The sequence below is a fragment of the Burkholderia sp. A2 genome, from assembly GCF_001729305.1.
GTDB lineage: Bacteria > Pseudomonadota > Gammaproteobacteria > Burkholderiales > Burkholderiaceae > Burkholderia > Burkholderia sola.
Genome location: NZ_LZXX01000014.1, coordinates 1 through 506, shown reverse-complemented (window position 1 = coordinate 506; position 506 = coordinate 1). Strand labels below are relative to the sequence as shown.

General features: G+C 71.7%; 1 pseudogene. It reads left to right on the top strand.

What is annotated here, in order from left to right:
- Positions 1–506, top strand: a pseudogene (locus tag A9Z05_RS01630) (penicillin-binding protein activator LpoB); the annotation flags it as partial.

The following is a 506-nucleotide window of genomic DNA, read 5'->3' as shown; positions in this document are numbered from 1 at the left end:
GCGCTGGTTGCAGCGCTTGGCGCGTGCGTCGCGGGTTGCGGCGGCGTGGTGACGCCCGGCGGGCAGAACGCCGGCGTGACGGGCGCGGCGGCCGGCGGCGCGAGCGCCGGCGCCGATTCGCAACTGCAGCGCTGCGCGTCGCCGCTGGGCACGATCGCGGTCGACGACGGCCGCAACGCCGACTGGTGGGGCCCGTTCGGCAGCGCGACCAAGGTGACGAGCATCGACCCGCTGCTGCGGCTGGCCGTGCAGCAGTCGAACTGCTTCGTGATCACGTCGATCGGCAACCAGAAGAGCGACGCGCGCCTGTCGCGCATCACGCAGCTGCAGCGCAACTCGGGCGAATACCGCGCGGGCTCGAAGCAGCAGAAGGGCCAGCGCGTCGCGGCCGACTACTACATGGAACCGCAGATCGTGATCAACGATTCGCCGATCGGCGGGATCGGCAGCATGATCGGCGGGCTGATCGGCAACAGCGCGGTGGCAGCGGTGGCGGGCCACCTGCA